Genomic DNA, 23630 nt, shown 5'->3' with positions numbered 1-23630 from the left:
ACCCCTTCCCGCTGAATTATCCTTTCCGGTACTGGCTGGGCGAGATTGCCATCAGCTTGCGGAACACTCTGGTGAAATAGCTGTGGTCCGAGTATCCGACCTGGCTGCCGATCTCGGAAATCGACAGACCCGGGTTTTCTTTTAGCAGCAGACAGGCCTTGTTGATCCGTACCCGGTTTAAATATTCGTTAAAGCCCTCTTTGTTATGCAGGGCAAAATAGTTGGACAGATAGGACGGATTAAAATGAAACTCCTTGGCGACCTCGGTCAGCGTCAGCTGGCGGGAATAATGCTCGTCGATATACTGCAGGATTTTGGTTAGGGCAGGCGTGCCTCCCCGGTTCTTCATGACACATTCCGTAGCATCCTGTAAAAACTGCTCAAGCCGCGCCTCCGTCTCGCCGATATGGCGGGCCTCATGAATGGAACGGAAGTATTCATACTTGCTGTCATCCAGGGAACGGGCTTCATAATGGTAATGCAGCAGCATGCCGATGATCTGGAACATGCTGTGGCACAGGAACGATTTGAACCCGGATACTCCGGTATCCCGGCGGCCGGACATGGATGCGACATAAGCGCTTAAGCGGCCAAAAGCGAGATCAAATTCCTGCCGGTTCAGCTCCGCCCCGAAAGCCTCCTGGTCAAAAGCCGGCCCGGGCCGCCCATCTTCACCGCTATCCGCCAGCAGACAGCGCTCCGGCAGGAAAAACCGGCGGTCCAGCAGTCTCATCAGATCCTCGGAATAGACGGTATGCAGGTCACTCAGATCCGTGAAGTTCCTGCTGAGCGCAAGGCTCTGGAACATATGGGCCCGGATTCCGGCTGAGAATACCTGGTCTGCCAGCGAAATCAATGCCTCCCGCCCGTCTTCCGCGAGATTGAACAGCAGCCGGACATGCCCGTCCAACGGTGAGAGCAGGCGAATGGCGAACCGGCTGCCGCTGCTCTGCATCAGGGAGTGGATGCTGTTCTCCAGCCACTCTTCTTTGCGGCTGATGCCCCCCGGATCTTCACCTGTCTCGGCAACCAGCAGGGCGAAGCCCGGGAACGGAAACAGTTCCTCCAGCACGGCCTTGTCGTATTCTACCGGATAACCGGAGATCAGCTTATCCAGGATATAATCCGCAGACTGCCGCTTGCCGCTTCTCCAGTCAAAATGCTGCAGCCCGGGAATCCGCTGCGCCGTCTTTTTCAGCACTGACAGCAGCGACGCCGCCTCAAGCCTCGGCTTCAGGATATAATCGGCCACTCCGCTCTGGAAGGTCGCCCGCACATATTCAAATTCACTGAAGCTGCTGAGCACGATGACTTCAATCTCCGGATACATGCTCTTTACAAGCCGGATGAGCTCCTCCCCGTCCATTACGGGCATGACAATATCCGTAAGAATGATATGGGGCCGCTGTGACTCAATCAGTTCAAAAGCTTCCCGGCCGTTCGTTGCCTCACCGGCAATATGAAAGCCTTCCCCTTCCCAGTCCAGCAGATGGATAATGCCCTGCCGCACCAGCATTTCATCATCCACCACCAGTATTCTGCATAATGTGTCCATGGCTTCTCCTTTGGATTGAAAATGCGTTAAAAAACAAAATGAAACCCCGCTTGGTTAAAGGGGTTCCATCTGATGTACCGATTCATCTGTCCTTGAATGAAACAGCTTTCATATCATGAATTACATTATAGGTACAGGTTGGGGGGCTGTCAATTGAGAGGTCCTATATAGATTGAACTAATAATTTTCTATTGAAATTGTCGTGGCTGCAGAGAATGTTTGGACTTCCGGCCGCTGCCCGCCTGCAGATTTTCCTTTTAATTATATCCCCCTTTCCATCCTCTCCCTAACGGACTCAGCATCCGTTATTTGCCGGAAATCGCCCCGCTTCCCCCGCTAACAGACCGTAGTTCCCTTATTCAGCCAAATGTTGGAGAAATGATGCCCATTCGGATAAAATAACGGACCTAGGGTCCGTTAGGATTTCAAAACACACCTCCAGTGCAAAATAACGGATCTGACGTCCGTTAGCATCAGTAATACCAAGTGGTGTGCGTGAGGCGATAGGCTGAAGTCGGCAATAGTTAGCACAGTGCCATATGAAAACTAAATCACAAAAATAAGGCTGTCGATACATTTCCCGACAGCCTGAACCATCCTTAACAAGATTCCAAGTCTCAGGCCATAATCAATTAAATTGATTATGGCTGATCCATTATATTAGCTTGAACTTGCCGCGCGGATGAATCTTGCGAACAATGCCGCAGCCTCTGCGCGGGTGGCGTAACTTCGCGGATCAAAATAGCCGCCCGGCTTGCCGGTCAGAGTGCCTGCCGCCGTTATTCTTGCTGCAGCTTCTCTGGCCCATGGACTGATATCTCCGTTATCGGCAAAAGAGACAACTGTTATTCCCGGCAGCTTATAGCCTTTGCTTACCGCGTAATTGTACAGCATAACCGCCATTTGCTCACGCGTAATCCGCTCATCCGGAGCGAACCTTCCCTGCCCCGTTCCGTTAATAATTCCGCTAGCGCCTGCCCAATTCACCGCTGCGGTATACCACTGTCCATCCGGCACGTCCGAATACAGTGACTTCTTATCGCTGGTGTGATCTATCCCCTCCAGGTTGGCAAGTATCCGGGTGAACATCGCCCGCGTCATGGATGCCCCGGGGTTGAACATACCTTCGCCTGTCCCCTCGAGCAACCTGCGTGATGACGTAAAGGCAATATCTTTTGCTGCCCAATGCTCGGAGGACACATCATAGAACTGACTGCTGTTATAAATATCATGGCAGCAGCGTCCCAGTTACCGTTTGCGAGCATTGGCACGGCGGCATCCTGAATCACCGGGTATACCACATTAAGCATCATATCCTGTAATGCTGTGAAGTCCGCCTCACTGTAGCCGCTGTAGCCGCCGCCATAATAACGGAGAATCTCTGCCGCACTGGCATATTTATACGCGTTAATGCCCGCTCCCAGGATTCTGTCCCGGCCGTCTATCACTTTGAGTGTCTTTGCCCATTCCGCAAGAATGCCTGCAGACTTTGCAGCGTATTGATTATCCCTGGTAATCACCCACTGCAGAGCATGAAATTAGGCGGCATTGCCCCCTTTTTCAAAATAGCCGATATTGCCTGAATCCGAGGGGGCTCCGCCGCGACCGACATTTGGGAATACGGTGTTCTGGTAGTCAGAATCAGCTACATTATAGGAAACGGTGTTAAGCATCCGCATGTAATCTGAATACCAAGGCTCCTGCTTGGCCTGCACCCGGCTCTTCATTCTCTCCAGGTCATCCATCGTCAGCAAAATTCCGGGATGGTTAAAGATCCGGACCTTCACCTCCGCCGAAGTATGGTAACCGCCGCCGTTATATTCCAGCGTATATTTATGGATTCCGGACTTTAAACCGGGAATGAACAGCTGCATCATGCCTTCGGAATAGACTGCCTGAGCTGCCGTGCCGTTGACCTTGTAATTTGCCGGATTGGTATCCCCGTTCACGGCTTTCCAGAACAGCCTTGCATCATCTCCCGAAATCTCCTGGCTGATTTCCAGCTCATCCCTGCCTGTGATGGCTTCGAAATAAAATTTGTATGCGCTGTTCTCCGAAGCGATTCCGCTGCTCTGCATCGAGTCGCCGGTCATCCTCACATGATATCGGCTAAAGTTGCTGTCATCTCTCATCGTGGATAAGTGTGACCAGATCTGATAGTATCCTGAATTCAAATAATGGTCGACATAGAACCGCTCGTTCCAGCCGGGGACCTCCGCCGATGCCTTGATCTCGAAAGTTCTCTCCGTGCTGGTGCCACTTGGTGCACCGTTTAAGATATTGAAATAGCGGTGCGTATTGGCCAGAAATTCTTCTGCCGTAAAATAATTCTGAATCGTCAGATATTTATTATTATCCAGCGATTTAATAGAATAAGCCGTTCTGGTCGCTCCCGCCTCCGGTTCTTGATGACCTGCAGCTGCAAAATAATCCAGCACATACAGTGCGAACGCAGATGCCTCGGCAGCGCTTGCCGTAAGCGACAGCTTTTCAGTAACCGGGTCCACCTTAACATATTGGCCCGATCCGTTTTTCATTTTCATAATCAGGGCAGCGGTGCTGCTGTTGTTATAATAGTTACCCATGTCAGGACCGGCAATTCTGGACGGGAGCTCCGCCTCCGCAAGGCTGTTCATTGCAGTCTGCAGTGTTAAGGCGGCTTGATCAATCTCAGACTGTGCTGCCGGATTCATACTCAATTCCTTGGCAGTCCGGAGTGCTGATAGAAGCACTGCCCAGCTTCCTTCCGTGTAATCGGTTTCAAATAATTGGTTGGCCTTGGCGATCAGCGCATGAAGCAAAGTTCTGTCTGCTCCGTCGTTGACAGCCGGATCTCCGAGTGTAACCGTCAAGGATGGGCCCCGGTGGCCGGAAGTATTTCTGGAGGAATATAATTCGCTGGCGCTTACCGTGCTGTCTTCCACTTTCGCTGTCGTAAGGTGAAGAGTCACCGTTTTCCTCCCATTACGGAGTGCATTGCGGAAAATCGGGGAAAGGTCAACGTTAAGATTCTCTTCGCCGCCGGAGAGCACTTGCCGGGTTACGACCGGGGAACCGGGCATTTCAAGAGGGCGGTTATTGTAAGTAACATTGGTTACCGTCCATTCGGCGCCGGTATCCCGCAGGACAGATTCAGATTCCGTAAATATGAGCTCGTTAGGCGAATGGGATTTCCTGAAGCTGAGCGTCATGCTCATCTCTTCAATATCATATTTGCTGGTATCAATTGAAGATAAATCAAACTTCAGATATGCGTGCCGCGATTTGCCAAAGATCAGCTTGGCTATATTCAGACTCGTTCCCAGGCTGTTTCCCTGCCCGCTGAAGTTGGATACAAAGACATCCTCTGCAGCCGGAAAAATCTCCTCCGCCGCCGCACTTGCCTTCCTTGCTGATCCCGTAAAAAGAGATGATAATGCCATACACATACATAACAGTAACGATAAATTACGCCTCAGCTGCTTTTTCACGCCCGCTCTCCTCCTAAGCTAACGCCTTCAGTACATACATTGATTAAGAAGCATTGCAATCATTACGAGAGGCCGTCTCCCAACTAAGCTTATCAATACCTGCACCGGGTAATAAATGCAGTTTTTTAAGCTTCATATGTAGGTTATTAAAGAATTTGAAAGCGCTATACCGGAAATAGAGAGCAATTGGCGATGACTCCGGCTTTTCGGATTACAAAAAAAAGAGTCCAGCCCATTACAGGCTGAACTCTTTTACATATTATGCAGCTGCTTACTTCTCAAGAAATCCGGTAGAAGGATTCGTGATGAAGAAGCCTTCCTGAGGCACGTAGAAATACTGAATCCATACGCCGTCCAGCAGCGGCTCGCGTGTATCGAGCAGTACCTCGATGTCCTTGTCTGTAGCGACAATTTCATCATGTTCTGTCGGCGTATCCAGAGTCACATCATAATGACCGTGGTTTCCGTGGTTCTGGGTAATGATTACGCGGATTTTCTTGCCTTCCGCTTCCGGAGTGTTCAGCATATCTTTTAGAACTTTAGCTGCATTACGGTTAATTTTACATTTCATCCTCTGGCGACCTCTATTCTTCTTAATTTGCAGTAAGAAGTCCATTATAACATATGATAAGAAACTATAGATAATTTAGTGCGCTATACCAGGAAAAGAAAACGGTTACTCCTGCTCCATCGTACTGATATCAATGACGAACCGGTAACGGACGTCTGAGGCGAGCACCCGCTCCCAGGCTTCATCAATCTGATTGGCAGAAATGACTTCAATTTCAGAAGCGATATTGTGTTCCGCGCAGAAATCGAGCATTTCCTGCGTTTCGCGGATGCCGCCGATCATCGAGCCGGCAAACGAGCGGCGCTGGCCGAGCAGCGAGAATACATTCACCGCCAGCGGATCAGCAGGTGCACCGACGTTGACCAATGTTCCGTCAAGCGCGAGGAGTGAGAGATAGGCATTGATATCAATCTGTGCGCTTACCGTGTTTACGATAAGATCGAAGGAACCCGCAAGCTGCTTAAAGGTTTCCGGATCGCTTGTAGCATAATAGGCATCCGCACCAAGCTGAAGTCCATCCTCTTTCTTCTTCAGGGTCTGGGATAGTACAGTAACCTCTGCTCCCATCGCATGAGCAATTTTTACAGCCATGTGCCCAAGTCCGCCAAGCCCTACTACGGCTACTTTTTTACCAGGACCTGCTCCCCAATGGTTCAGCGGCGAGTACGTTGTAATTCCGGCACACAGCAGCGGTGCAGCCTTGTCCAGCGGAATACTGTCAGGAATCCGGACTACGAAATCTTCGGTTACGACGATATGAGTGGAATATCCGCCTTGGGTAAAGTGGCCGTATCTGTCGATCGAACCGTAGGTTCCGGTATTCCCTTTATGGCAGTACTGCTCCTCTCCCTTACGGCAGCTGTCGCATTCGCGGCAGGAGTCGACCATGCAGCCCACCCCTACCCGGTCGCCAACGGCATATTTGGTAACCTCTGAACCTACCTGGCTGACAAATCCGGCAATCTCATGTCCGGGAACAAGCGGATATTGGACAGGTCCCCACTCCCCGTGTGCAGTATGAATATCAGAGTGGCAGATCCCGGCGAATTTAATTTCAATCAGCACATCATGCGGCTGGAGATCGCGGCGTTCGATCGTTGTCAGTTTGAACGGACCTTCCTGACTGAATGTGGCGCGTGCTTGAACTTGAATCATAGATGTATACCTCCTGAATTGTAATGAATAGTTAAATGACCGGCTTTACAAAACCTATGTTATTACTTAAAGTTAACTCTAAGTCAAGTGCTGGCTGGTACAAAACTAACGCCATGTAGAATGAAGTTGAAAATAACCTGACAGGAAAGAGCGGCGGAGGAGAAGTTAATGACAACCTATTCCATAAATGAAGCGGCAAAGCTGTTTAACGTGACACCCCATACATTGCGTTACTACGATAAGGAAGGGCTGCTGCCTTATATAGAAAGAACTCCCGGCGGAAAGCGGGTATTCAAACAATCCGATCTTGACTCCCTGAAAATCATTGAATGTCTGAAACAATCCGGGATGCCGATCAAGGAAATCAAACATTTCATTGAATGGTGCTCCGAGGGGGACTCCACACTGCAGCAGAGATATGACATGTTCCTGGAGCGGAAGGCGTCTGTGGAGGCACAGATGGAGGAATTGCAGCGGACGATGGAAGTGATTGAGCATAAATGCCGGTATTACAGGGCTGCACTGGACGCCGGCACGGAAGCAATTCATAAGCGCAGCAAAATTATATAGATAAAAAGGTGAAACTATGGAACAGCAGCAAGACAAGATATACGAAGAAGACAGCAAGATACTCGCTTTATTAAGCCATTATTTGAATCATGCACCTGACTTCATAAGCAGAGAAGATATTGAGGAAATCGTCAGGTATGGTGTGACACCCGAGTATGCTTTTAGTGTAACTTTTGCGGCGGCACTGGGACTGGACATTACGGATAACCCTGCAGATGCAGAGCTTTACGCCAACTATTTTCAACAAATGCTGCATATGCTGGACGTGAACAAATATTACAGCAACCCGTATTATACAAACATTAAAATCCCGGAGATCAAAGCCGGCAGCAGTGAACTGAAATATGAAAGCTACAAGCCTTACGAAGCCTTTGTCTGTAATGACATGATCACCACGCCAGAAGGAAGACACATCCCGCAGATCGGCTTTTTTGAGACAGAGTTCCGGTTTCCGGCGGTTTTGGAGAACGGCAGAATCTGGATGACCATCACACCGAATGAAGTCGAAACGATGAAAGAAGCTGTTGCCAAAGCATCCGGTAAGGTGCTCGTTTATGGGCTGGGGCTTGGCTATTACGCTTATATGGTCTCTGAAAAGGCTGAGGTTGCCGAGGTTACCATTGTTGAAAGCAACGAGGATGTTATACAGCTGTTCAGCAAACATATAATGCCGCAGTTCGCACACGGCCACAAAATAACGGTCATCAAAGCAGATGCCTTTGAATATGCGCAGGAGCGGATGCCTGCTGGTAATTATGATTTTGTATTTACCGACTTATGGCATGATGTTTCGGATGGAATCGGTATGTATCTGAGAATGAAAGCCTACGAGGAGCAGAATCCGTCCACACAATTTATGTATTGGATCGAGCAGTCTTTATTATGTTATCTGTAAAAGACTATAAAAAGCACCTCCTGATGCCAATGGCATGCGGGGGGTGCTTTTGGTTATACTGCTTTAATTGATGAATAAAGCGTTGTCCAGGACATAATAAAGAGTTCCTCTATCGTCGTAGAAAATATGCTTCGCACCTCTTAAATCGACGGTCCCGATCTTCTGGAAGGTCTTAAGGTCATATATCCCTTTTTTGCCCAAGGCCGTATTGTTCATTACATTCACTGCATAGATCGGTTCCGGGAACGTCCCGATGATTTCCTGCAGGTTACCTTTGTTGAATGCTTTGTTCTTCACGATAATCATCCCCAGACTTTCCGCCAATAAAGCCGGTGTATCCAGCGGATCTCTGTCAAACTCCGGATAACCCAGGTTGGACATATCAGATTGTGTTAAGCTTCCATCCTCATGGATGGAGTAGTTGTAGACATCTGAACCGGCATAACCGGCGTCCCATCCGGATTGACTCCAGTAATAGAAGCTGCTGCTGTCACCGGTGAATACCATCTCTCCTATGCCGCTGATTTCCCTGTTGCCGGAGCTTGGCTGGAAGGTCGCTTCATCAAAAACCAGCAGCGTTGGAGAACTGTCACCCAATACAACGTACAGACGGCCTGACTTGCTGTAAATATGGCGGTCAGAAAAGTCACGGGAATCTGCCCAATTAGCATACGTCATATTCCGTGTAATCTGATAATCACTCAAGCTTACCTCTGTAACAAGATAGCTGGCATCCTTATTAACAATATACAGCTTGCTTCCGTCTTCTGATAACGTTAATCCGGCCGGTTTATACGGCAGGGTGATTTTTTGAGTAACAGACTGGCTTGCCGTATCAACTACCACTAAGTTTTTGAACGCCTGATCCACAGCATACACCTTGTTGTTGGCAGAGTCATATACAGCATCTACAACCGTTCCGCCCAAGTAGATTCCCGGGCCGTCCACCGGCGGCACTTCCTCTGCAAGCGGCTTATCCACAAATTCCAGAACCGTGCTATCCCCTATGCGGGTCAATGCTAGCAGCTGGCTGGTTCCATTGTAAATCTGTCGGCCGATTCCATCTACCGTCATGGTTCCAACTTTACTGAAATTACTGTAGTCATAAGAGCTGACGGATTTCCCGTTAAGCGTGAAGAACCTGCCATGCTGCAAATCAAACGTCATAGCAACATAGCTTTCATCCATTTCATACACGAAGCTCATATCATCAAATCTGTCGCCCGTGGTTTCAAATACAGTTCCTGCGCCATTGAAAAGATACTTCCCGTCAGGCGATAAATGAATATTGGTCGCCAGCGGGTAATCCCCGTGATAAGGGGAATCGTAGTTGCTTGTAAACTGCCCGTTTTCAATAGCAAAAGTCGCAATATCCCTAGGAATTGACAATGTATTAACGGTATACAGCTTATCCATTGCCGGATGCATCAGAATATGAGTGGCATGGCCGATTGTGTAAGATCCGGCAGGTGCAAACGTCTCTCTGGAATAAGACCGGATCTTTGTCCATTGACCCGAACCGGATGAAATATACACATAGCCCTGGCGGTCTGCTGCGATACTGTAAGGATCCTGATCGATATCATAAATATGATCAATAGTAAGCGTTGCAGCATCTACAACTGCGACAGCGCCTTTTTGCTGTTCATCAAAAATATAAGGCGAATGCTCCGCTTTCAGGAGCGATACATACAGCTTGCCATCGGCATACGTTAGACTTTCCGGCGGCAGATCAAACGAAACATAAGCTGTCTCCCGGGTCTCGTAGTTAATCGCAGCGAGCTTTTTATTTTGTTTGTCTGTTGCATAGATAACAGGTTTGCTTGGATCTTGCACGCTGTCTGTAACATCCAAATCCAACTGCATATGCTCATTGGCAAATGTAGTAGCTGATACCTGTTTACTGAGCGCTGATCCGGTACTGTTAGCTGCCGCTGTCACTTTATAATAAACAGTTGTATTCGGCGCTTGCCCACCATCTGTATAGGAGGTTCCTGTTACTTTAATATTGGTTCCTGAGCTATCTTTAATAGGGCTGTAAATCCCTTCCACTGTGCTGCTTGTAAAGATATTATAGTACTCCGCCCCAGGCACCGCATCCCACTTAAGGTTAATATCCGACTTGGAGGCAGGTGTTGCTGAAACATTCTCCGGAGCCGGTAAAATATTCACAAGCCCCTGGTAAACCCACTTCTTGCCTGAACCATTCCACTTTGCCTTCAGAGCAAGGTAATCCCCGTAGAATACAGAAATCAGATCACCGTCTGCCAAAGGAGTGCCCGCAGCAGTAGCCAGGTCCGGGTTCACGAGGATCCCGTTCTGATTCATTTGGAGGGAGATATCAAGCACGCCTGTGTAATAAACAGCAGGATAATAGGTACCGTTGATCACCGAATTGCTGAGCAATAGAGCCGGCAAAAAGTCATAGTATGCTGCATTCGAGATGACGGCAATATACTCAGCCGGAGGAAGAGCGCCTCCTTTTACAGCATAAACTCCAACAGGCCCCTCTGCATTCTGATATGCTGTCTCGTATTCTGTTTCAGTGTCCGGATTGATCAAATTCCACTGCACACCGCTGTAATTGCCAGGTTCATCAAACCGGGCGTACAGCTGATCTTCGACCATGAATACTCCTTGAACATCCGGAAGCTCCGACGTTTCAGGCTGGGGAACGGGACCCGGGTTTGAACCTCCGCCTCCACCTCCGCCGCCTCCGCCGCTTCCGCCTCCGGCAGGAGCGCCTGGCAGCAGTATATTCGGGTCAAGCTGCTTTGTCGTTTCCTGTTCACCAGTAAGTACTTTGCCGTTTACAACTACTGATACACCTTTGGCTAAAGCATAATCTTTAATTTCTTGTTCGAATTTTGAACCGCCTGTATTAATGATTGCCTTTGAAACGGTGCCTTTGCCTTTAACTTCGGCAGCCGCATTCAAAGTTAATTGTTTCAGTACACTGCCATCTGCTACATTTATGGTGCTGGCCCCTGCCTCTGCGGATACCTCCAGCGCACCAATCTCCGACTTCCCAAGAACATGAACGGTTGCTTTGTTCTTAAGCGTTATATTGTTAAAGGTACCGCTCAGATCAACCGGTTCATCTGCATTAGTAAGTGCAAGCTCAATAGAGTCAAACCCCGCCTCTTTATTGGCTGCCTCCAGCTTAACTCCTGTTTTTACAATGGTTCTATGAATCTGCGTGCTGCCTTCAGCTGCTATACGGACTCTCCCGGGCTGCTTATTAACAAGCACTTCATTTAACCGGGAGTTCAGCAGATGAACACTATTCTCCCCGCCGCCTGCTACAAGCGTTCTTCCCGTCACTGTCACTTGATCGAGAGTGATCTCACCTGACCCAATACCTGCTGTTAATAATAAATCCCCGTTAATGGTGATGTTCTTCAAAGTGACATCCGGAGTGTTAACCGTTACATTTCCCGGTATCGCTGTCAGGCCGCCCCCTTCAAAGATCCCCTTGTCCATCACAAGAGTACCCATAACTTTATCTAGAATTACAACAGCTTCCGCTCTCGTAATCTTCTGGAGGGGTCTTAATGTCTGATCCGGGTAACCATTTATGTATCCTTGATTGACGATTTCATTGAAGTACATTTTGCTCCACGCCGGCACTGCGCTATAATCTTTAAATTTCTGGATTGCGGAATCATTGGCAGAACCGTTGAGCTGCAGGAGCATGTACAGCATCTTGGCTGCTTCCTGCCTGCTTACAGCTGCCTCGGGCCGGAATGTATTATCCTCAAATCCGGAAATATACCCGGCTGACTTCGCTTGTCCGATTGCGGAATAATACCATTTATCCGGACTCACATCTCTAAAGCCGGTCTGTGCCTGATCCTTAAAACCAAATACTTTATTGACAATCGAAGCAAACTCAGCCCTTGAAATTTGTGCATCCGGTTTGAAGGTATGATCGGCATATCCCGAGATCAGACCTCTATCCAGCCATTTCGAAATCTGGCTGCTGGCCCAACTGCTATGAACATCGCTCATATTGCCAGTTGTCTGTGCTGAAGCTGCAAAGGCTACCCCTTGGCTCCCAAAAATCAGATTTACCAGGACTATTATCCATAGTACAAAACTCCAAATCTTCTTCCCCATACGTCCCCCCCTGTGATTGCGACAGACTAGATAGTCTTACATTAATAGGTCCATCGATCCAAGAGAATCATATAATAAACAAATATCCAAGTCTATACAATTTCCTTCAATAAACAGGTAAATAATTTGACGCTTTACACAGCTTTTGCCGATAAGAAAAAAGTCATACGAACCGTTGCGTTCGCATGACTTCAGATGTCATTAATGTATATTTTTCTTCTTAAAGTTTCCGCCCTTAACCTCGGCTACATCATACACTACAACAAAAGCGTTCGGGTCAATTTCGTGGATGATTTCCTTGATCTTACTGTCTTCCAGACGGTTGATTACACAGGTGATTTCCTTGTACTGCTCATTGGAGTATCCTCCGTAAGCATCGGTATACGTAGAACCGCGGCCTAACCGGTCCCGGATCGTTTCTACCATAATTTCAGGCTGGTTGGTGATAATCTTGAAGGTCTTGGAGCCGCTGAGGCCTTCCTCCACAATATGTATGACTTTCGAAGCAATGAAATAAGCGAGTGCCGACAGGATAGCTCCTTGTAAGCCAAATACGGTGGATACAATAATGAAGACAAATGAATTCAGAAACAGAATCAGGTCACTTGTCCCAAAAGGCAATTTTCGTGACAGCAGCACTGCCAGCATATCGATCCCGTCCAGCGCTCCGCCGTTACGCAGGGCCAGACCCATACCAAAACCGATGATAATCCCGCCGACGACCGTAACGAGCAAGGTATCCCCTTCAATAATCGTGGGCACATGATGCATCAGAACCGTACCGACCGCCAGGGAGGCGATGCCGAGAATGGAATAAAGCGCAAAGCTTTTACCGATCTGCTTATACCCCAGCCACACAAACGGAATGTTGATTACACCAATCAGCAGACCTAACGGTAATCCAAACAGCTCTGAACCGACGATACTTAGACCTGTCACGCCGCCGTCCGAAACGTTGTTGGGAATTAATACAGCCTCCAGGCCATACGCAGCTATAAATGCCCCTATGGTAATCAATAATGCTTTTGAGAAGATTCTTAGCTTATTTGATTTGTGTTGTCTTTTTACATTCATCCAGCTTCCCCGTTTCGATATTAGTTTATCTCCATCACTCAAGAGTCGACAGGAATAAGTCTATATTATTTATCACAATTTTGGCAAATGGAAACCCCGCTTGGACGTCACAGGTCATATTATGATGCTTACTTTGCTCCATTCAACTGCCGGTTGAATATTCCAAAAACTCAAATAAGAAGTTATTGTCCATTCCAGATCATTCCAATAGAATGAGGCTACGTAAAGGAGCGTGGTTCTTAATCATGAGGGAACAATTGGCCAGAAATATAAGCATATACCGTAAACTGAAAGGACTTACCCAGGAAGAGCTTGCCCAGAAGCTGGGGTTATCATTTCAAGCCGTATCCAAGTGGGAAAATGCCCAATCCATGCCGGATATTTCGCTGCTGCCGGAGCTGTCCAGAATTCTGGGAGTAAGTATTGATAAGCTGCTTGGGTATATATCGCAGGATAAGCCAATCACCATTTATGAGGAAACCTATAAAACTAAAGATTATTACTGGGGAACTGAGCCCAATAAAGTTTGCTACCAGGTGCTGCAGCTTATGCCCCCTGCAAGACATTTGAGATTGCTCGATATCGGCTGCGGTGAGGGGAAAGACGCCGTGTTTTTTGCCCGGAACGGATACGAGGTCAGCGCATTTGATGTAACGGACGCCGGGATTGAGAAGACCAGGAGACTGGCTGAGCAAGCCGGTGTGCGCCTCAATGTTTTCAAAGCGGACATATTAGATTACCGGCTGGACACTCATTATGACATTATCTTCTCGAGCGGTGTTCTCAACTACATCAAGCCGGAATTCCGCACAGAAATTTTTGAGAACTATAAACAGCATACAAATGAGCACGGGTTGCATGTCTTTAATGTGTTTGTACATAAACCTTTTATTGCACCGCCGCCTGAAAAAGAGCCCAATGCTTATAAGTGGTATTCAGGCGAACTGCTCACGCATTATCATGACTGGGTGATCACCGACAGTCCGGAGGTTATTTTCAGCTGCAAATCAACAGGTATCCCCCATCAGCATGCCATGACAAAACTGATTGCCCAAAAGCCTCCCGCCTGATGGCAATAACGGCCTATATGGTTCAGGAAGCCCGCCTTCGGTTATCGTTACATATAACGGCGTTTTTGACGCACTCTAACTCTGATGCTGTACACAGAAAGGAGACTGTTACGATGAAGGACAACAAGGAAGCTCCGCTTGACGGGCGCAGCCCGGGTGCTCACCGGATACCTGAACCTGATACAAGCCTGCCCGGCGATAAAGGGGCAACAGGCAAGCTGGAGGAAATCGTCGGCGCTATGGCGGGAGATAAACCGGAAGTCACCGCTCCGGGCATTGCGCCGGATCATGACGAGAATAAGGATACCAAAGGCCGCTAAGCGGATACAAAAATGAACCTGTTCCGACCGCTGGGATCGGAGCAGGTTCATTTTTTGTTGTGTACACGTAATGAACTATTTGTTATTTATAATCAACTAATGGCCGTATAACTGATGGAACTGCTCCTCCCTGCTTCAATCATGACTCGTAGCGGTCCCCGCCAAATTGATAAATATTACCTTGATTGCATTAAGCAGCTCGCTGCTGGCGAAGGCAAGCAGACCGGAGCCACGGTATTCTCAACCCGGATATTTGAAAGATCAACCTCTACGCTGATTTGCCCTTTCCCGGCCTTATCGTTTACAACCTGTGCGTTCTTCCGGAGTTTATTGGCACACTTAAAAATTGGTTGTCTGCTTATAGCAGCAGTGATTTATGATCGGTTTTTAACGGAAAACCGGGCAGGTATAATCCCTTTTCGGACAAAGCGATGCGGTTCAGGGATTTCTTCGAGCAGCTGTACCGGGAGTTTGAAGAGAAAGGACTGGGATATGAGTGAGACAAGCATGCTCTCTATCCTGCCCCTTAACCCTGATACAGCTCGCGGTGGAAGCCGGCTTAAGCCGCAGACATTGCATCCGGCGGTTTCAGCAGTTGACCGGCATAGGCTTTTCCGGCTATCTGCAGCACAAACGGACCGAACTGGCCTGCCGGCTGCTGCTGAACGACGACAAATCGAAATGATCGCCAAAAGCACCGGATACCGTGATCCTACACATTTTCGCCAGGGATTCCGCAAAATTATGGGGACCAGTCCGAGTGATTACCGGAAAAGCGGGCAGCAGAAGCAGACGTAACCAGAATCACCCGACTAACGGGGAGTTTGTTCCTGTAGAACACCCTCCTGCTGCCGATCTGCACCTGAAAAGGCCAGCCCGGCTTAAGCAGCCTATTGTATGCGAAAAACCGAGTACATTGGACCACCGCAAAGGGAAAGTAGCCTATTATACTCGAAAAACCGAGTACATTGGACCACCGCAAAGAGAAAGCAGCCCAATATACTCGAAAAACCGAGTCCATTGGACCGCCGCGAAACAAAAGTACCCCATTATACTCGAAAAACCGAGTACATTGGGGCACCGCGAAGGGAAAGTAGCACAATATACTCGAAAAACCGAGTACATTGGGTCACTGCGAAACAAAAGTAGCCCATTATACTCGAAAAACCGAGTACATTGGGTCACCGCGAAACAAAAGTAGCCCATTATACTCGAAAAACCGAGTACATTGGGTCACTGCGAAACAAAAGCAGCCCATTATACTCGAAAAACCGAGTACATTGGACCACCGCAAAAAGAAAGTAGCCCATTATACTCGAAAAACCGAGTACATTGGGTCACTGCGAAACAAAAGTAGCCCATTATACTCGAAAAACCGAGTACATTGGGTCACCGCGAAACAAAAGTAGCCCATTATACTCGAAAAACCGAGTACATTGGGTCACTGCGAAACAAAAGCAGCCCAATATACTCGAAAAACCGAGTACATTGGACCATCGCAAAGAGAAAGTAGCCTATTATACTCGAAAAACCGAGTACATTGGGCTACTGCGTAAAAAATTTCTGAGGGATGGATCTATTGTTTCCCCCCAGTCCCCCTGTTCCCCACCCGCATAGCGGGTGGTTTTTTTGTTCCGCGCATATAGACGCACAAAAAGGGAATAACCGCCACAGCTATCCCGTGACGGTCACTCCATTACTTCAATTATTCAGCTTTAAAAGCTTCCTGCTGCTGCTCATAGATTTCGTAGAAGTCGCTCCAGATCAGGACATTGTCCTTTTCCTTGTCCCACCACTGTTTATACCAGTCTACAATTTCCGCACTGCCGCCGGTTTCCCATTGCTTCTGCGCGTCATCCGCCGCTTGTTCAATGGTATATTTGCTGCCGCTGATAATGGCTCTTGTGTAGATATCATGCACAGCAGCTGTTACATTGCTGAATTTCACCTGCAGCTCCTTCGGCAGCTGCGGCATATGCTCGGAGTGGGTCAACCCTTCGCCCACCGGCAGGTCGGTCATATACGTCTCCATCGCTTCCCGGAACAGCCGCAAAGCTTCCTTCTGGGCAGGAATCGCTTCATCGAACTGGGTTTCGGCGTATCCGTACTTCCCTTCCTCCAGGCGGCTGTATACCATCCCGAAATCGCTGGCCCAGCTTACTTCATTTTTGTATTTCTCCTGATCAAGAATGACCGGTTTACCGTCTGCTTCCAGTTTATAGTGCTCGCCTTCGATACCGTAGCGGAAGGTGCGCCCGGTCTCCGGTTTCACAAGGAAATCAATATATTCCATGATGGCTTCCGGGTTTTTGGCCCGGGCATTTACGACTGCGGTCATTTGCACGGGATTGTTCCAGACCGTAGTGAATTGTCCTGCGGAAGTCTTGGGAAGCGGCATAATTTTCAGCTTGGCATCCGGCACATTGGTCATCAGCGTATCCAGTTCGCGGGAAGCAAAGCCCATGTAATCATTGGTCATAAAAGCATAGATCCCGATTTTACCGTTCAGGAAGTCCTGCTTCGATTTGGACCCGTCTTTATCGCTCAGGAAGTCCTTGTCCACAACCCCTGCTTCATAGAGTGCGCGTTTAAACTCCGCTTCTTTCTGCAGTCGTTCCGGACCGACCTCAATTTCACCGTTCTCCCCGAGATTGACCCAGTTGGCATTAAAAATGTATCTGAACAAGCCGGCATTATCCCCGAACTCAAAACCGCCGATTCCGTAAGTATCATCTACCCCGTTGCCGTCCGGATCCTGCTCTGTGAAGGCCTTGGCGACAGCCAGAAATTCCTCCTCATTTGTCGGAACCTGAAGTCCCAGCTTATCCAGCCAATCCTCCCGGATGAATACGCTCACAAGCGGATACACCTCATTCATGCGGCCAAATTCGTACAGCTTGCCGTCCGATTTGATGCCTGCCTGCTTAAGCTGGGGATACTTCCCGAGCAGTGCCTTATACTCTACACTATGCTGCTCGATAAGATCATCCAGCGGCATGAGCTGTTTCTGGTCAAACATCTGGTTGCGGATGCTGGTGCCGAATTCAAAGATCAGGTCCGGCGCGCTGCCCGAAGCCAGGAGGACATTCAATTTGGACTGTGATTCCCAGCGCGGAATAGCGACAAATTTCAGATTGGCCGGGCCGTTTTCATTGATCCATTTGGTCCACATATTGTCTTCGATCGTCCCCATCCCGTTCGGAACCGATCCCCGGTCATAGATGGTGGAGGAAATGCTTCCCCGTTCCTTCTCTCCTGTATTGCCTGAGCTTCCTGCAGCCGGCTCCTTGTCGTTCGAACATCCCGCCAGCAAGCCGCTTCCTAAACCAGCAATTAACATTAACTTAGGCAGTTTATTGAATAAACTCATGATGAAACCCCGCTTTCTTGTATTATAAATATGGAGAACGTTCGGCCCGTTAACCTTTAATAGAGCCTAGCATAACACCCTTTACGAAATACTTTTGCAGCAGCGGATATACCGCCAGGATCGGGACAATCATGACAATGACGGCGGCGGAACGTATCCCTTCCGGTGTCATCGTGGCCAGCATGGTCGGATCGGCGAAATCCTGGATCATACTGGTGGACTTGATCATATTCTGCACCAGCACGGTCATGTTGTACTTGGCGGTATCGTTGATATAGATCATGACGCTCATGAAGGCATTCCAGTAACCGACTCCGTAAAAGAGCGCCAGTGTAGCCAGCATCGGCTTCGACAGCGGCAGCACAATCCGCAGCAGAATGCCCGTTTCCCCGCAGCCGTCAATTTTGGCCGCTTCGTCCACCTCGCCGGGCAGCTGTTCAAAAGCGGAACGCATCAGCAGCATATTATAGGTACTGACCAGGCCCGGCAGCCACAATGCCGCATAGCTGTTCACCAGGCCGAGATTCTGCACCACCAGGTAGCTGGGAATAAGCCCGCCGTTAAAGATCATCGTGAATACCATGGCCAGTGTAAAAAAGCGGCGGCTGTAAAACTGTCTTCTCGAGAGCGGATAAGCAGCCATGATGGTAACCAGCATGCTCAGCCCCGTCCCGATCAAAGTAATCTGCACACTGTTCCAGAAGGAACGCATGATCGGAGTGCCCGTAAACAGGCTTTTAAAAGATGCCAGGCTGGTCTCCACCGGCCATAGCGTTACTCTCCCGCTTGCCACCGCATCCGCTCCGCTCAGCGATAAAGCTATTACATTCAGCAGCGGAAGGATGCAGCTTAGGGCTATAATGGTCAATAATACATAGTTCAGCAAATAGAAAAGCTTCTCACTTCTGCTGTCCCGCATCGGGCTTCCTCCTTACCATAGACCTTGGTCAAATTTGCGGGCGATCGTATTGGCCGTGAACACCAGGATAAACGCCACTAATGATTCGAACAATCCCATTGCTGTCGTCAGACTGAACTGTGCACCCTGCAGACCGATCCGGTAAATGTAGGTGCTGATGACATCGGCAATCTGGTTCACGTTCGCATTCTGGAGCATGAATACCTGATCAAAGCCTACCTCCATTACGCGGCCCATCGATAAAATCAGCAGCAGGATAATGGTGGGACGGATACCGGGAAGGGTAATGTGCCAGATCTGCCGCATTTTCCCGCCTCCATCCATGGCCGCGGCCTCATACAGGCTGGGATCAATGGCGGAGAGGGCAGCCAGAAAGATAATGGCATTGAAGCCCATGTCTTTCCAGATTCCTGAGCCGATAAAGATGGAGACCCAGGAGAACTTCTCGTACATAAACGGATAAGTATTACCGGTGATTTGTTCGACAACCCGGTTAACCAGCCCGTTCTCCATGGCAAACGCTGTGCTTACCAGCATGGCAATGATAACCCATGACAAGAAGTGAGGCATATACACAATGGTCTGGACAGTCCGTTTGAAGGCCATGCTGCGCACTTCATTGAGCATGATGGCCAGAATAATCGGAATCGGAAAACCGACAGCGAGACTCAGCAGGCTTAGCACCAGGGTGTTGCGGATAATTTCCAGGGTCCGGGGATCCTGGAACAGCACTTCAAAGTAATGAAAACCGACCCAGGGGCTGTTGAACACCCCGTCATAAAAATTGTAATCCTTAAAGGCAATGACCAGCCCGCCAATCGGTGCATACCGGAAGATCAGATAAAACAAAATGACCGGTGTGAACATCAGCAGCAGGGGCAAATTTGTTTTGAAGCGTTTCCATTTCGGTCCGCTGAATCTTCCCTTTGCTTCAGGACCGGCCGCGTCTGCAGCCGGGGCTGCATTCATAATTTCCATCACGTACTCCTCTCCCATCGTGCTGCTCTTTGTTTAGTGGTTATACATTGATTGTAACGGCCGCGCGCAGCAGGAACATTTAAAATCCTACGATGTTTTTTTGAATTTCTACACAAAGCAGCCACCCGCCATATAAGGCCGGGTGGCTGCAGGATAACGTTATGGGATAGTACGGAGACTACTCGGTCCGCTTCCGGAACTCACGCGGCGATTCTCCGGTCATCTGCTTGAATACCACTGTAAAATAGCTGGAATTATCAAATCCGACCCGCTCGGCAATCTCCGTCATCCGCAGACGGCTGCGCTGCAGCAGGGTCTTGGCTTCCTCGATCCGCAGCTGGGCGACGTAATGGGTAAGGCCTACTCCGGTCTCTTTCTTGAACAGGTTGCTGAGATAATTCGGCGTAACATGCACATGCGCAGCGACGGTCTGCAGTGAACAGTCTTCCCGGTAATGACTGCTAATGTACTGTTTGGCCTGAAGCACGGTATTATCCTGCTGCCTGTTCAGCCAGTCATCAAAAATATCTATAAACTCTGTGCATTTCTCCTTGGCCCAGGATACCAGCTTCTCCACCGATTGAAACTGGAGAATACGGGCGGGGTTCAGCTCCTCGTCAGCCGCGGCCGCCTGGAGATGCTTGAAGTCCGTATGCAGAATACTTGAAAAAACAGTAATCAGCGTATAGACTCTGGTCTTGCAGACCTGCAGTCCGGCGAGGGCTGCCTGGTTCACATAATCCTCCAGCCTGCGCTCTGCCGCAGGCAGATCACTGGTGACAAGCAGAGACAGCAGCTCCTCCTTCAGCAGGGCAAACCCGTCCACTGCTGCCAGGTCCTCCACCCTGCCGCTGCCTTGTGCGGACAGCATCCCGTATTGGTCCGCCAGATCGGCAAACTGTCTGACCACCCCCACCTTGAGCCAGCTGGTTGTCAGATCCATGAAGCGCTGCAGAGCCTCCTGCACAGCTGTGCCGTACTTCTCCCCTTCGCAGCCGGGCTTTAACAGAAAAGCAAAAGCCTCCTTGCGCAAGGGAACATAAAGGCCTTCTACAGCATGTCTCTGCAGCAGCTCCTGTATAATATTCGTTACCGCATAATGAAGCAGATCAATATCGCCTGAAGAATACCTTTTGCCCGGCAGCTCATAGCTTTGAACCTCGAGAATACAGAAGTCAGCTTCCCGCCAATGCTCTTCCCAGCGCTCTCTGAGTGTACGCTCACAGGGCAGCCCGAACAGTGCAGCCCGGAACAGCCCGGTCTGCTGCTCCTGGATGGCGACCCGCAGCTCCAGCTGCTTCAGCCTCAGCTCCTCATAGGCTGTGCGGAAGACGCGGTAAGCCTCATCCAGCGAGAAGGGCTTGAGCAAAAACTCTACCGCCCCATACCGCAGCGCGCGCTGTGCATATTCAAAGTCACGGTATCCCGTCAGAATAATGACTTTGATATCCGGATGGCAGCGGGACAGCCATTCCATGAACTGCAGCCCGTCCATTACCGGCATATTGATATCTGTGATGACGAGGTCCGGCTTGTACAGCGCTACCGCCTGCATCGCCTCCTCCCCGTCAGAAGCTTCGCCGACTACTTCCCACCCCAGCTGGTTGCTGGTGATTAACTGCACCAGGCCCTCACGGAACCAGATTTCATCGTCTACAACAAGCAGTTTACCGATCAAGCCTCTTCACCTCCAAGCAGCCGGTACGGCAGTTTCATACGCACCATTGTTCCTTCGCCGGGTACCGACTGTATTTCGACTCCATACGGGGCGCCATAAGCCAGCTCAATCCGCCGGATGACGCTTTCGGTTCCTATACGGTTCCGTTTATCGGGTACAGGCTCCGGTGACGGATTCAGAATCCGGTCAATCTTCTCCTGCGTCATTCCGCAGCCGTTATCGCTGATCTCCAGGACCAGTACGTGATCAGCACCGTCTCCTTCGGGCTGAACAGAGCCGGTAATCCGCAGGCGGCGGTCTGTCTTTTTATTATGAAAGGCATGAATGAAGGCATTTTCCACAATCGGCTGAATTAGCAGCCTGAATACGCGGCAATCCATGATTTCTTCCGGAATGGCAATTTCAGCGGTAAGCGAATCCGGGTAACGCTCCTTCTGGATCTCCAGATAGTTGTTCATCTGCTTGATCTCATCCCGTAATGTAGTCATTTGCCCGACAGGCTCCAGCGTATACTGCAGCATTTCCGACAGGCTGTTGATCAGACGGGCCGACCGTTCATCCCCAAGCATATAGAACTTCCAGAAGAACATACCGAGTGTGTTATACAGAAAATGAGGATTAAGCTGGGCCTGGATGGCCTTCAGCTCCGCTTCTTTTTCATTGATTTTGCGTTCATACATTTCATAGATCAAATTTTCGATATGTGCGGTCATATTGTTAAAGCTCTCACCGAGAAAACCAAGCTCGTCCCTGCTCCTGATGACAACCCGGGTGTCAAATTTGCCTTCACGCACATGCCTCATTCCCCGGACAAGGCTGCCTAACGGCCGCAGAAGCATCCGGCTGATCACTGTAATTATGATACTGAGGCTGACAAGACTCGCCAGTGCCGATGCAACGGCCACCTGCAGGATCACTCTGCTTTCACTTTGAATTTGTTCCATCGATACTCTGCTCACCAGCGTAAAGCCTACTTTTTCTGACTCCTGTCTCGTATACATGTAGGACACGCCGTGCTCTTTGCGCACAATACTTCCTGCCGGCGGCATATCAGCAAGAAGAGGCGCCTGGGGATCATTCGAGCCATTCAGCGAATAGACAAGCCGGTCTTCTCCATCAAATAAATAAGCTTCGGTATTCTCATGAATGCGCAGATCCTTCATATGCGATTCAAACAGCGAATTGTTGAATAAAATCAGCATCACTCCGTAGGTTTCCAGTTCAATGGTCCGCATAAGCCTGCCGGCTAACAGCACATTGGTGGTGGTCCCCTGAAGGAAATCGCTTTCAACAGTCCGGCTCCATACATACTCCCCGCCGGTCGGTTCCAGTCTCGCCAGCATGTCCTCCAGAAAAGAACTGGTGAAATTGTTGAACCGGCCTGAAAAAGACCCCAGGTTGAGAATATTGCCCTTTAAATCATAAATGCGTATCCCCATAATTTCCGGCGCATCCAGACGGACCTGATAAATCTCCTTATCCAACATCTGTTCAAGCTTCATCCGCTCATAGGAATCGGACCTCTCGCTCTGCTCCATAACCGCCTGGCTGACGGACGGATTCAAGGTGATGTAATCGGTGACCCGGTACATATCGTTGACTCTGGAGTCCAATTGGGCAAGAATCTGCTCTGTAGTCATATAATATTGGCGGCTGACCTCATCATTGAACAGAGACAGATGGATGCGGTACGTAATGATGCCTGTAATGCTGGAAATCAGAATATTGGCAGCCGATAAGGCAATAATCAGCTTGGTGCTGAAGTTGAAGGTACCCCCGAACGGCCGCCGCCTGTTGTTATTCATTGTTCATCCTCCGGCTCATACAGCTCTTTCCTGCCAGACCATTCCGGCAGGATTCAATACTACAATGCATGATATGTCGAA

At 49.3% G+C, this 23630-nt stretch carries 19 protein-coding genes; 6 read left to right on the top strand and 13 right to left on the bottom strand.

Annotated features, from left to right (window positions below; translation table 11 throughout):
* Positions 1–16: 16 nt before the first annotated feature.
* The 6 genes from C2I18_RS19645 to C2I18_RS19620 form a co-directional block, all read right to left on the bottom strand.
* On the bottom strand, positions 17–1555 hold the full coding sequence (locus C2I18_RS19645; protein ID WP_249897430.1) for a response regulator transcription factor: 1539 nt from the start codon (positions 1553–1555) through the stop codon (positions 17–19).
* A 660-nt stretch (positions 1556–2215) separates the two neighbouring features.
* Positions 2216–2755 (bottom strand): S-layer homology domain-containing protein, encoded by a 540-nt coding sequence (locus C2I18_RS19640; protein ID WP_481857818.1) that lies wholly within the window; start codon positions 2753–2755, stop codon positions 2216–2218.
* A complete protein-coding gene (locus C2I18_RS19635; protein ID WP_249897428.1) occupies positions 2653–3075 on the bottom strand; it encodes a hypothetical protein in 423 nt (140 codons plus the stop codon). The genes C2I18_RS19640 and C2I18_RS19635 overlap by 103 nt, the downstream gene beginning before the upstream one ends.
* Before the next feature lie 18 nt (positions 3076–3093).
* Entirely contained in the window at positions 3094–4977 is a 1884-nt protein-coding gene (locus C2I18_RS19630; RefSeq protein ID WP_249897427.1) for a DNRLRE domain-containing protein, read from the bottom strand.
* A 319-nt stretch (positions 4978–5296) separates the two neighbouring features.
* On the bottom strand, positions 5297–5596 hold the full coding sequence (locus tag C2I18_RS19625; protein ID WP_249897426.1) for an iron-sulfur cluster assembly accessory protein: 300 nt from the start codon (positions 5594–5596) through the stop codon (positions 5297–5299).
* 105 nt (positions 5597–5701) lie between these two features.
* On the bottom strand, positions 5702–6751 hold the full coding sequence (locus C2I18_RS19620; RefSeq protein WP_249897425.1) for an NAD(P)-dependent alcohol dehydrogenase: 1050 nt from the start codon (positions 6749–6751) through the stop codon (positions 5702–5704).
* A gap of 168 nt (positions 6752–6919) precedes the next feature.
* On the opposite strand from C2I18_RS19620, the gene C2I18_RS19615 reads away from it, so the two are divergent.
* Positions 6920–7321, top strand: a complete 402-nt coding sequence (locus C2I18_RS19615; protein ID WP_249897424.1) for a MerR family transcriptional regulator — start codon at positions 6920–6922, stop codon at positions 7319–7321.
* 16 nt (positions 7322–7337) lie between these two features.
* Complete coding sequence (locus C2I18_RS19610) at positions 7338–8216, top strand: spermine/spermidine synthase domain-containing protein (RefSeq protein ID WP_249897423.1); 879 nt, start codon at positions 7338–7340, stop codon at positions 8214–8216.
* A 63-nt stretch (positions 8217–8279) separates the two neighbouring features.
* Here the strand turns inward: C2I18_RS19610 and C2I18_RS19605 are convergent, their stop codons facing one another.
* Positions 8280–12227, bottom strand: coding sequence for an S-layer homology domain-containing protein (locus C2I18_RS19605; protein ID WP_249897422.1), 3948 nt, complete (start codon positions 12225–12227; stop codon positions 8280–8282).
* 309 nt (positions 12228–12536) lie between these two features.
* The gene (locus C2I18_RS19600) at positions 12537–13409 is read right to left on the bottom strand and encodes a YitT family protein (protein ID WP_249897421.1); all 873 of its coding nucleotides are present in this window, start codon (positions 13407–13409) and stop codon (positions 12537–12539) included.
* Positions 13410–13654: 245 nt separating this feature from the next.
* Here C2I18_RS19600 and C2I18_RS19595 point away from each other — a divergent pair, with 245 nt between their 5' ends.
* The 4 genes from C2I18_RS19595 (at position 13655) to C2I18_RS19580 (ending at position 15597) form a co-directional block, all read left to right on the top strand.
* Positions 13655–14479: a helix-turn-helix domain-containing protein gene (locus C2I18_RS19595; RefSeq protein WP_249897420.1), complete on the top strand. Its 825-nt coding sequence runs from the start codon at positions 13655–13657 to the stop codon at positions 14477–14479.
* A gap of 113 nt (positions 14480–14592) precedes the next feature.
* Positions 14593–14799 (top strand): hypothetical protein, encoded by a 207-nt coding sequence (locus tag C2I18_RS19590; protein ID WP_249897419.1) that lies wholly within the window; start codon positions 14593–14595, stop codon positions 14797–14799.
* Between the two features lie 496 nt (positions 14800–15295).
* Positions 15296–15484 carry a helix-turn-helix domain-containing protein gene (locus tag C2I18_RS19585; protein WP_249897418.1) on the top strand — a complete coding sequence of 63 codons (189 nt, stop codon included), beginning with the start codon at positions 15296–15298 and terminating at the stop codon, positions 15482–15484.
* Positions 15481–15597 carry an AraC family transcriptional regulator gene (locus C2I18_RS19580; RefSeq protein WP_249897417.1) on the top strand — a complete coding sequence of 39 codons (117 nt, stop codon included), beginning with the start codon at positions 15481–15483 and terminating at the stop codon, positions 15595–15597. Before C2I18_RS19585 ends, C2I18_RS19580 begins: the two co-directional genes overlap by 4 nt.
* A gap of 907 nt (positions 15598–16504) precedes the next feature.
* On the opposite strand, the gene C2I18_RS19575 is transcribed toward C2I18_RS19580, so the two are convergent.
* From C2I18_RS19575 to C2I18_RS19555, 5 genes are all read right to left on the bottom strand, one after another.
* A complete protein-coding gene (locus tag C2I18_RS19575; RefSeq protein WP_249897416.1) occupies positions 16505–18169 on the bottom strand; it encodes an extracellular solute-binding protein in 1665 nt (554 codons plus the stop codon).
* Between the two features lie 49 nt (positions 18170–18218).
* On the bottom strand, positions 18219–19088 hold the full coding sequence (locus C2I18_RS19570; protein ID WP_249897415.1) for a carbohydrate ABC transporter permease: 870 nt from the start codon (positions 19086–19088) through the stop codon (positions 18219–18221).
* Between the two features lie 12 nt (positions 19089–19100).
* Complete coding sequence (locus C2I18_RS19565) at positions 19101–20057, bottom strand: ABC transporter permease (protein WP_249902174.1); 957 nt, start codon at positions 20055–20057, stop codon at positions 19101–19103.
* A gap of 187 nt (positions 20058–20244) precedes the next feature.
* Positions 20245–21744, bottom strand: a complete 1500-nt coding sequence (locus C2I18_RS19560) for a response regulator transcription factor (RefSeq protein ID WP_249897414.1) — start codon at positions 21742–21744, stop codon at positions 20245–20247.
* On the bottom strand, positions 21741–23549 hold the full coding sequence (locus C2I18_RS19555; RefSeq protein ID WP_249897413.1) for a cache domain-containing sensor histidine kinase: 1809 nt from the start codon (positions 23547–23549) through the stop codon (positions 21741–21743). The genes C2I18_RS19560 and C2I18_RS19555 overlap by 4 nt, the downstream gene beginning before the upstream one ends.
* Between the last annotated feature and the right edge of the window lie 81 nt (positions 23550–23630).

Origin of the sequence: Paenibacillus sp. PK3_47, from assembly GCF_023520895.1 — a bacterium.
GTDB lineage: Bacteria > Bacillota > Bacilli > Paenibacillales > Paenibacillaceae > Paenibacillus_AQ.
The sequence above is the reverse complement of the archived record's forward strand: the minus strand, read 5'-3'. Positions and strand labels throughout refer to the sequence as shown.

Bases quoted from the DNA above. Each gene is read 5' to 3' on its own strand.
- C2I18_RS19645 (WP_249897430.1), bottom strand. From the start codon at position 1,555: ATGGACACATTATGCAGAATACTGGTGGTGGATGATGAAATGCTGGTG.
- C2I18_RS19630 (WP_249897427.1), bottom strand. From the start codon at position 4,977: ATGGCATTATCATCTCTTTTTACGGGATCAGCAAGGAAGGCAAGTGCG.
- C2I18_RS19625 (WP_249897426.1), bottom strand. From the start codon at position 5,596: ATGAAATGTAAAATTAACCGTAATGCAGCTAAAGTTCTAAAAGATATG.
- C2I18_RS19620 (WP_249897425.1), bottom strand. From the start codon at position 6,751: ATGATTCAAGTTCAAGCACGCGCCACATTCAGTCAGGAAGGTCCGTTC.
- C2I18_RS19615 (WP_249897424.1), top strand. From the start codon at position 6,920: ATGACAACCTATTCCATAAATGAAGCGGCAAAGCTGTTTAACGTGACA.
- C2I18_RS19610 (WP_249897423.1), top strand. From the start codon at position 7,338: ATGGAACAGCAGCAAGACAAGATATACGAAGAAGACAGCAAGATACTC.
- C2I18_RS19605 (WP_249897422.1), bottom strand. From the start codon at position 12,227: ATGAGCGATGTTCATAGCAGTTGGGCCAGCAGCCAGATTTCGAAATGG.
- C2I18_RS19600 (WP_249897421.1), bottom strand. From the start codon at position 13,409: ATGAATGTAAAAAGACAACACAAATCAAATAAGCTAAGAATCTTCTCA.
- C2I18_RS19595 (WP_249897420.1), top strand. From the start codon at position 13,655: ATGAGGGAACAATTGGCCAGAAATATAAGCATATACCGTAAACTGAAA.
- C2I18_RS19590 (WP_249897419.1), top strand. From the start codon at position 14,593: ATGAAGGACAACAAGGAAGCTCCGCTTGACGGGCGCAGCCCGGGTGCT.
- C2I18_RS19580 (WP_249897417.1), top strand. From the start codon at position 15,481: ATGATCGCCAAAAGCACCGGATACCGTGATCCTACACATTTTCGCCAG.
- C2I18_RS19575 (WP_249897416.1), bottom strand. From the start codon at position 18,169: ATGAGTTTATTCAATAAACTGCCTAAGTTAATGTTAATTGCTGGTTTA.
- C2I18_RS19570 (WP_249897415.1), bottom strand. From the start codon at position 19,088: ATGCGGGACAGCAGAAGTGAGAAGCTTTTCTATTTGCTGAACTATGTA.
- C2I18_RS19565 (WP_249902174.1), bottom strand. From the start codon at position 20,057: ATGAATGCAGCCCCGGCTGCAGACGCGGCCGGTCCTGAAGCAAAGGGA.
- C2I18_RS19555 (WP_249897413.1), bottom strand. From the start codon at position 23,549: ATGAATAACAACAGGCGGCGGCCGTTCGGGGGTACCTTCAACTTCAGC.